General features: G+C 29.8%; 10 protein-coding genes. 4 read left to right on the top strand and 6 right to left on the bottom strand.

The window, feature by feature from the left end; genetic code table 11:
- The first annotated feature begins 75 nt into the window (after positions 1-75).
- Complete coding sequence (locus tag ACQCX0_RS03430; protein WP_462562775.1) at positions 76-1,011, top strand: cation diffusion facilitator family transporter; 936 nt, start codon at positions 76-78, stop codon at positions 1,009-1,011.
- 114 nt (positions 1,012-1,125) lie between these two features.
- Entirely contained in the window at positions 1,126-2,010 is an 885-nt protein-coding gene (locus ACQCX0_RS03425; protein WP_462562774.1) for a glycerophosphodiester phosphodiesterase family protein, read from the top strand.
- A gap of 242 nt (positions 2,011-2,252) precedes the next feature.
- Here ACQCX0_RS03425 and ACQCX0_RS03420 read toward each other — a convergent pair whose 3' ends face one another.
- The 6 genes from ACQCX0_RS03420 to ACQCX0_RS03395 all read right to left on the bottom strand — a co-directional run bounded on the left by ACQCX0_RS03420 (position 2,253) and on the right by ACQCX0_RS03395 (position 7,008).
- Positions 2,253-3,053 carry a prohibitin family protein gene (locus ACQCX0_RS03420; protein WP_462562773.1) on the bottom strand — a complete coding sequence of 267 codons (801 nt, stop codon included), beginning with the start codon at positions 3,051-3,053 and terminating at the stop codon, positions 2,253-2,255.
- Between the two features lie 178 nt (positions 3,054-3,231).
- Entirely contained in the window at positions 3,232-3,963 is a 732-nt protein-coding gene (lptB, locus tag ACQCX0_RS03415) for an LPS export ABC transporter ATP-binding protein (RefSeq protein ID WP_462562772.1), read from the bottom strand.
- Positions 3,964-3,978: 15 nt separating this feature from the next.
- Positions 3,979-4,761: an LptA/OstA family protein gene (locus ACQCX0_RS03410; RefSeq protein WP_462562771.1), complete on the bottom strand. Its 783-nt coding sequence runs from the start codon at positions 4,759-4,761 to the stop codon at positions 3,979-3,981.
- Positions 4,761-5,381, bottom strand: coding sequence for an LPS export ABC transporter periplasmic protein LptC (gene lptC, locus ACQCX0_RS03405; protein ID WP_462562770.1), 621 nt, complete (start codon positions 5,379-5,381; stop codon positions 4,761-4,763). The genes ACQCX0_RS03410 and lptC overlap by 1 nt, the downstream gene beginning before the upstream one ends.
- A 2-nt stretch (positions 5,382-5,383) precedes the next feature.
- Entirely contained in the window at positions 5,384-6,346 is a 963-nt protein-coding gene (locus ACQCX0_RS03400; RefSeq protein WP_462562768.1) for a KpsF/GutQ family sugar-phosphate isomerase, read from the bottom strand.
- Positions 6,347-6,378: 32 nt separating this feature from the next.
- Entirely contained in the window at positions 6,379-7,008 is a 630-nt protein-coding gene (locus ACQCX0_RS03395; RefSeq protein ID WP_462562767.1) for a ribonuclease D, read from the bottom strand.
- A gap of 133 nt (positions 7,009-7,141) precedes the next feature.
- Between ACQCX0_RS03395 and ACQCX0_RS03390 the strand changes: the two genes are divergently transcribed.
- Positions 7,142-8,407 carry a 3-deoxy-7-phosphoheptulonate synthase gene (locus ACQCX0_RS03390; RefSeq protein ID WP_462562766.1) on the top strand — a complete coding sequence of 422 codons (1,266 nt, stop codon included), beginning with the start codon at positions 7,142-7,144 and terminating at the stop codon, positions 8,405-8,407.
- On the top strand, positions 8,404-9,368 hold a 965-nt coding region (locus ACQCX0_RS03385; RefSeq protein WP_462562764.1), incomplete at its 3' end, for a nicotinate phosphoribosyltransferase. The genes ACQCX0_RS03390 and ACQCX0_RS03385, both read left to right, overlap by 4 nt.

Raw genomic sequence — 9,368 nt, 5'->3', positions numbered from 1 at the left:
TATATAAAAACTAACTTATAGCGAATCAATTAAGAACATAACTTAATTTTATAAGAAATAATATGGGATAATTTAATGTCTGCTCATCATAATCGTACCTTAGGTCTCGATCATAAGTTATATATTAATGGTAAAGAACTCTCCATTTTAAAATTTTCAATTATTTTAATCGGCTTTTTTATGGGAGTAGAATTTTTTACGGGTATTTTGACAAGATCTCTAGCTTTAATTTCCGATTCTATGCATATGTTAAGTGATTTTGTATCACTAATTTTAGCTTTCTTAGGAATTGTAGTAGGACGTTTTAAAAATGATATGAAAAGAACCTACGGATATAGCCGTTTTGAAATCTTAGTAACCTTTATTAATGTCTTAAGTTTATTTGTAATCTCTATTTTAATTTTCTACTATTCTATTCTCAGAGTATATAATCCTGAACCAATTAAGGGCAAACCAATGCTAATTGTAGCCATTGTAGGGCTGTTAGTTAATATTTTAGTAGCATGGCTCATTCACAGAGGATCTAAACATGAAAAACATAGTTTAGTTATGAAAAGTGCTTTCTTACACGTTATTTCAGATTTATTGGGTTCTGTGGGAGCAATTACCGCAGGAATTGTAGTTTATTTTTATAACTGGGTTTATATTGATCCGATCCTAGCTTTCTTTATTTCCACCTTACTTTTCTACCATTCTTATAACATGCTAAAAGCAACTACTCACATTTTAATGGATGGAACCCCTGAAAACATTAAAGCTATTGAAGTAAGAAATCTTTTAGAAAAGAATATTTCGGCAATTAGTAATGTACATCACATCCATTTATGGATGCTAAATAATGCAGAAAATATCATTACTTTACATATCCTTATCAAAGAAAACTCTAATATTACAGAGACTATTACTCAGGTCAAAGATTTACTTTACTTCACCTATAACATATCTCATTCCACTATTCAGGTAGAATCAGATGCTATCTGCCCTGATAATAAATATGAATGCATTAACTAATGTATACAAACATTATGAAGTTTTCTAATAAGAACGTTAATATAAAAAGCACTTTAAATCAATATACTTTTTATATTAATTTACACCACAAGTATATAATTAAGGGAGAAAACAATGAAAAAAATTCTACAAACTATATTATTAGTATTATCTTTAACCTTTATTCCAATAAGTAGTATGCTATTGCATGCTGCTCCTAAGATAATTGCTCATGCCGGAGGAGAAGGCAATTGGCCTAAAAATACTTTATTTGCTTTTTTAGAAGCTAAGAGAGCCGGAGTATATGCCATTGAGCTAGATGTACAAGTCAGTAAAGATCGGCAAGTCATGGTATATCACGGAAACAATTTATCTATTTGGAGTAACGGCTCCGGAACTGTTGCTAGCTTAAATGCCGAAGTTATTCAGAAATTTAGTGTAAAATGCTCTAAAAACATTATATGCCCTAAAGATACAAGTCTATTAAAAATTCCTACTTTAAATGAAGTTTTAGAGAAAGTTTCTGACATTCCAATCTTTATAGATATGAAATCAGTGCCTGAAAAAGATTTATCTGAAGCTTTAGCTAAAACCATCCCTAAAAAAGAATGGAAACGCTTAATTTTCTATTCTACTAATAAGTCCCATTATGATTACTTAACTAAAGCTTATCCTGCGGCAGTTATTTTTGAAGATAGAGATACTACTAGAAATCGTGCTGTAAAACAATTACTCACCGGTGAAACTGATAAGATTCAACCACAAGCAAAAGAAGCTTGGATTGCCTTTGAATTAGTTAGACAAATGACTGTTTTTGAAAAGTTTAATCTTGGCGAAGGTAAAGGAACTTTTAATGTCGTGGTATGGAATAAAGATACAGTAGCTACAACCAGAAATGCATATAAAAAAGTTAATTTAATGTTTTTCGGAATTAATAATAAAAAATTATATGATCAAGCAACTGCACTTGGAGCTGATGCAGTCTTTACTAATAACCCTTTAGATCTGATAAAAAAATAATTATAAGTAAAGAAACTATAAAAGGTACTTTGCAATAAGTACCTTTTTTTTATTAAAATATTAGCTTAGATTATTTTCTGCATTAGATGTCTTCATAATATTCCTCATAATATAGTAATTTTTATCTGTTACTTTTATAGGCTATCATTAAAAATAAGTTTTGGTTTTTTGGTGAGGATATTTATATAACATTAAGGGTTATCTATTTTGTTATATAACCCTTAATTGAAATTGGTATATACCTATTTATTATTAATATTTAAGAAAGGCATAGCTCCACCTCCGGTATACGTAGGGAGTTTACCATCCCATTTTTGTACGGCTTCATATTCTATTAAAGATTTATTAGTTCTTAGAGCATCGCTTTTAATTTTCATAGCTCTTGCCTCAGCTTCAGCACTAATAATTTGTTGTCTAGCTTCTTCTTGAACCCTTACTGTATTATTTTTAGCTTTAATAGCATTTTGTGTTGCTATCTGTTTCTCTTCAATAGATTTCTCAAATGCTTCAGAATAGTTAATACCAGTTAATTGAAAGTTTACATAACGGATATATTCTTTATTTAATTTACCTTGTAAGAATTCTGTCATTTGGTCTATTGCAGTATTTCTATTAGAGATTAACTGATCTGCCTCCCATTTACCCACAATATTTTTAATTGCACCTTCTAATACTGGAGAAATTAATTTAGTTTGATAATCTAACCCTACATTTTTTACCAATCTATTTACAGCTGGACCTTCTAAGGAATAGGTAAATACCACTTGTAAACTGGTCATTTGAATATCTTTAGTATAAGTTGCAGTATTCAATACGGTTTTTTGCTCTCTCACATCAACATCTTTTACCTCAGATAAAGGATTAAGAAAATGGATACCTTCATCTAAAACTCTATCCGATACTTTACCGAAAATAGCCTCCACTCCTTTATGTCCTGTAGGAACTGAGTGTAATGATGCATAAATTAACACAGCAAAAAAGCCTAAAATCACGGCTCCCCCAAGCATTAAAAATTCTGATTTATTTCCTCTATTAGTTAACACGTAATTTACTCCTTTAAATTGATTAAAATTATAGTTACCTCTACCTTTTTGTAACTATATAACATTATACTAAATATAGGATGAAATTACTACTTATAAACATAATACTTTATAATAAAAGTATTATTTAGCAATTTTAGGAATATAGTAAAAATATTATAGGTTGTAAAAAAATAAATTAAAAAGTATTTCCTAAGTAAACTTTTTTAACCAGTGGGTCGTTAATAATGGTATTTTGCGTTCCTTCAGCTAAAATTTTGCCCTCATACAATACATAACCTCTATCTATGATTCCTAGAGTTTCTTTTGCATTGTGGTCTGTAATTAATACTCCGATGCCCCTATCTTTTAGGTGGAAAATTAGTTGTTTTAAATCTCCCACAGCAATGGGATCTACTCCAGCAAAAGGTTCATCTAATAAAATAAATTTAGGAGATGCCGCCAACGCTCTCGCTAACTCTACCCTTCTTTTTTCTCCTCCGGATAATGCTAAAGCATTACTTTTTCTAATATGAGTAATAGTAAAATCCTGCAGTAATTGTTCTAACCTTTTCATCCGAATTATTTTATCTTTTTCATAAATTTGTAAAATTACTTCTATATTTTCTTCCACAGTTAATCCTCTAAAAATAGAAACTTCTTGAGGTAAGTAACCAAGCCCCATACGAGCCCTCTGGTACATCGGATATAAAGTAATATCAGTATCATTAAAAATAACTCTACCCTTATCAGGAGCTAATAACCCTGCTATAATATAAAACAATGTGGTTTTTCCTGAGCCGTTTGGTCCTAATAATGCTATTACCTGTTCTCTTTCTAAAGAAATAGTTACATCTATTAAAATTTTTCTTTTACCGAAAGATTTCTCTATAGATAACATTTTTATTTTATCATTATATTTATTAGTCATAATTTTGCAACATAATTACTTTTTCGGTACCTTATATTGAGTTATGATATTTTGTTGATGGGAACATGGTATCATCTCAGAATCTCCGCTAATCATATCAATAATTATCTTACAACCGCTAACAAATGCTTTCTCATTAAATATTTTCACTTTCCCCTCTAAAAGAATTTTTTGTTTATCTAAATCATAAAGTCCGTAATCTGCTAATATTAAAATATCTTTAGAAAATAATTTAATATTAGCAAATATTTCTACAAACTTCATTTCTTTTTTTTTATTTAATTTAGCAGACATCAAATCCCCTACTGTTTTAAATTCATTACTCATACCATGATTAATTAATACTGGTCTACCCAAAGCTAAAAATAGTTGTTTCTTTTCTTGATACTCAAAGCTTTTTTGAGCCATTAATGTTTTACCGGGAGCAGTATATATTACAGGAAATTTCTCAGCATTAAGAACCATAACACCTTGTTTTTTATCATAAATATACCTATCTCCGGTTACTTTACTATCTTTATTGATTAATTCTACTTTACCTACTGCCTCTAATCTTGTTAAATTATCATTTATTAAAACCTGCCCCTTAAAAAAATCCTGGATATTTTTATAAAAAGCATACACCGTAAGAGCTTTAATAATATTTTGGGGTTGTGTAATAGTTACCCCTCCGAACATCGTAATTAGTTTAGTTGCTTGTTCTAATTTCACTCCTCCTTTAGCATCTACATAAGTATCTGCCCAAACCTGATTACTTAGACTTATCATTATACAAATTAATAAAAATAATCTTTGCATTAGTTTGTTGGGTTATCTTTTATTATTATCTGTACCGGTCCGTCTAATACAATATTATCAGCATTATTTTTTACTAAAAAACTCATGGCTTTCAAGGTAGTTCTTTGATAATACATAGTTATGGGATCTTTTGAAAACATCTCCCCTTCTTCAATATTAATATTAATCTTACTAGCTTCAATTTTGTGTCCTAAATTAGAACTTAATAAAAGTATATCGCTAATATACAGTACTTTACTATTATCGTTAAATAAAGCACTATTAGAATTACCTGTCCAGACAATTCCACTCTTTGAAGAAATTAAAAAATAAGGATCTATCAACCTAGCTTCAACAAATTCATCTAGTAATCCTTGATTATGAGGAAAGTGAAAATCAATTTCTTTAGCAGTTAAATAATATTTTAGTCCGTTTTTACTGGTTCCTGATAAAACTGGGGCTGTTTTTACGACATCTAGAGAAAAATTATTAAGAATAGAAAGTAAAAAACCCTTTTTCTTACTAATTATAAGATTTTTTAGGGGTATAATTAGTAAGAACACTATACTAACTAGAAATAAGCTCATGGCAATAATTTTAGCTATTTTGTATTTTCTACCGTAATTTAAACGTTTTAACAAACTTATACAATCCCTATTTTTAATAAATCTTGAATATGAATTATTCCTATGGGTTTTTTCTCTTCTACTATAAACATATTATTAATATTTTTTTGTTCCATTATTAAAGTAGCTTTACCTACTAAAACATCTTTTGTTATAGTGATAATATCTTTAGTCATAACTTTTTCCACGGTTAGTTCTAAAAAATTAGGAGTAGCAAAATGCCTACGTAAATCACCGTCTGTAATCATACCTATTAATTCTCCTATGGATGAAATTACTCCTACACACCCCTGTCTTTTTCTAGACATCTCCACTAGAGCTACTTGCATAATTACTCCTTGTTGTACCAGTGGTAAATCTTTATTTTGATGCATAATTTCGGTAATTTGAATAAATTGAGTGCCAATACTTCCTCCGGGATGGTATTTTGCAAAATCATCCTTTGAAAAACCCTTTAACTCTAATAAAACCATAGCTATAGCATCACCTATTGCCAAAAGATTAGTAGTAGAGGTAGTAGGAGCCAAGCCAATTGATCCGGCTTCAACAACTTTGGGCAAACATAAAAAAATAGTCGCTTCCTTAGCAAGATAACTTTCAGGATTAGATGTTACTGCTATAAGCGGTATAGCAAACCTATTTGCAAAATTAATAATTCCTTCAAGTTCTTTAGATTTTCCGGAATTAGAAATAGCTATTAGAGCATCCTGCTTAGTTATCATTCCTAAGTCTCCGTGTAGAGCTTCTGTCGGATGAAGAAACATAGCTGGACTCCCGGTAGATGCTAAAGTAGAGGCTATCTTCTTACCAATATACCCTGACTTTCCCACTCCGGAAAGAATAATTCTACCTTGTAGTTTATATAATAGGTTGCATACTTTGATAAAATTATCATCAAGATTATCTTTAAGCGTCATTAAACCGTTAATTTCAGTGTTAATTACCTCTTTTGCAATTAATAAAATATCTTTAGTAACCATTCTTACTCCAATCCCCTAATTAAGCGTTAATCTTAAGAATGTGCAAACACATCCATAGTATCATAACCTAGTATATCTAAATGTGCCCTTACAGGAATAAAATTAAAACAAGCTTTGGCTATTTCTAACTTATTCTCTTTTAATAACATACTATCTAACTCATTCATTAAAGCATGTAAATAAACAACATCTTGGGCTGCATAAAATTTTTGTTCTTCACTTAAATTAATCTTTCCCCAGTAAGAGCTTTGTTGCTCTTTAGAAAGATCTACTTGTAGTAATTCTTTACATAAATTTTTTAGTCCGTGTTTTTCTGTATATGTTCTTACTAATTTTGAGGCTATTTTAGTACAATAAATATTGCTACAGATTACTCTTAAGTACATTGCTATGGCTGCAACATCAAATCTGGCATAATGAAAAATTTTTAAAATATTATTATCCATTAGGATTTTTTGTAAATTAGGAGCATAATATTCATTACTTAAAAATTGTACTAGATGTACATCTATTCCATCACTAATTTGTAATAAACATAACTTATCTCTTTGTAAATTTAATCCTAAAGTTTCAGTATCTACAGCTAAAACATTGCTTTCTAAGTAAAAATCTTTGGGTAAATCATTTTTATGTAGAAAAATATTTCTATTATCAATGTCCAATTTTATAACCCCTCTTGTTTAATAATTTTATTTTAAAACTGCAAAATTACCTATTAATTGTTATTTGCCACTTTTTTTATTAATAATAATGATTTATAATTTAATTTTTAATTAAAACACTTTTATATTATTTATGTTCTATAATACCTTTTGGGGAAATTTCCCAGCTAAACATATGCCCACCTATAGTAACCAAGAACTATTATCCGTAGTAAAATCACTGCTTATTAAAAAGCATAATCTTGTAAGCATTAATGACATAATTTTACTAAAAACACAATTAAAAAACGTAAGTTTAAACAAGTCTTTTATCTTACAAATCGGAGAATGTGCGGAAACATTTGCACAAGCTAATTATAAAAATATTAAAAACCGGTATCGTTTAATCTTGCAACTTTCAGTAATTTTAGCAACATTTTTAAAAAAAGATATTGTTAAAATTGGTAGAATTGCCGGGCAATATGCTAAACCCAGAGGAGATAACTTTGAAACCAAAAATAATCTTACCCTTCAGAGTTTTAAAGGTGATATTATTCATGCCTATGATTTTACTAAAGAAGCTAGAGAACCAAACCCTCTAAGACTTTTAAAAGCCTATAATAAAACGAAGAAAACTCTCCATATCTTAGAATATTTAAAGAATGAGAGTTTTTTTAATATAGAAAATGCATATTATTGGAATAAAGCCACTAAAGATTCACTAAAAATTCAATATAAAAATATCTTGGAACAATTTTCTCCACAGACTTTTAATAAACAAATTTTCTATTCAAAAGAAGCCCTACATTTAGATTTTGAAGAATGTTTTACAAAAGAAATCGGTGGTAGAGTTTATAATACGTCATCTCATATGTTATGGGTAGGAGAAAAAACTAAAAATTTAACTGGAGCACATTTGTATTACCTGAAAGCCCTGGCTAATCCTATCGGGATTAAAATCAGTGCTACGACTAATCCACAAGAATTACTACAAATTCTAAGTATTTTAAACCCCAATAATGAACTCGGTAAAATTATAATTATTAGTAGAATGGGTGTTAATAATATAAAAAACCACTTACCTAAAGTAGTAAAAGCTATTACTGAAGCATCCCATAAGGTTTTATTTATTGTAGATCCGATGCATGGTAATACAGTTAAAGTTCACACTCATAAAACCAGATATTTTACAGACATCTTGCAAGAAGTTAAATCTTTCTTTGAAATTTTACAAGAACTTAATACCCCTGCCTCGGGAATTCATTTAGAAACAAGCTCTTCATATGTAACAGAATGTGTGGGAGGAATTAGTAATATTACTGAAAAAACTCTTGCCAATAGATATTTAAGTTATTGTGATCCACGTTTAAACCCTTCTCAAACCGTAGCTTTAGTATTACAATTAAAGGATTATATATGACTAACTTAATAATTGATAAATATTTTAGTAAAACCAAAGAAATTATCCAACAACATGGGGATAAAACTGTAGTTTATGCTGTATTTATTCGTAAACCAGCACTTTATGCCTGCGGATATGCTCTGAATTGGCTACGTTCTACTGCTCAAAAATTAAACTTTCCTATTAAGATTATTGAAAATTTTACAGAAGGAGACAAAACTGGTGCCGGAGCTCCTTTATTTTATGTAGAAGGATCTTTTCTAAATTTAGTGGAATTAGAAACTGAGTTGCTACAAAAGGTAGGATTATCTTGTATTTGTGCCTATAATGCTCATATAATGAGCATGAGTTTAAAAAATACAAATTTTATTGCTATGGAGGCTAGGCATTGTGGCAGTAAGGAAATTGTAGAACAAGCAGAATACGGTGCCTCTATCGGCTCCAGAGTTGCACAAAAATCAGGAGCAAAAGGCTTTATTGGGAGTTCTATTGATGAATTTTCAAACTTTTTCGGAGCTACCGAGGGGTTCGGTACTATGCCTCATGCCCTAATTGGTTATACAGGTTCTACTTTGTTAGCAGCACAATTTTATTTTCAAACTTTTAATAATCAAAAGCTAACAGTTCTAGTAGATTATTTCGGTAGAGAAATTACTGATAGTTTAGAGGTATGTAATTATTTTAAAAATCTAGTTGACTTAACAACACTCTCCTTACGCATAGACACCCACGGAGGCAGATATTTAGAAGGTCTCAACAAAGATTTATCTTACCTAATTATTGAAAAATATGCCCCCAATGCTTTTTATGAACAAAAAGATCATGAAGAATTAAATTATTTAATCGGCACTGGGGTTTCTGCCGCAGCCATTTGGTATCTTAGGGAACAACTTGATGAAGCAGGTTTTCAAAAAGTTAATATTGTAGCTTCTTCTGGTTTTACCCCTAAAAAGTGTAATGTTATGTCCCATGCTAATGC

The organism is Candidatus Hepatincolaceae symbiont of Strigamia maritima (genome assembly GCF_055505085.1).
Note: the sequence above shows the minus strand (reverse complement) of the source record. Positions and strands in the feature narration are given on the sequence as shown.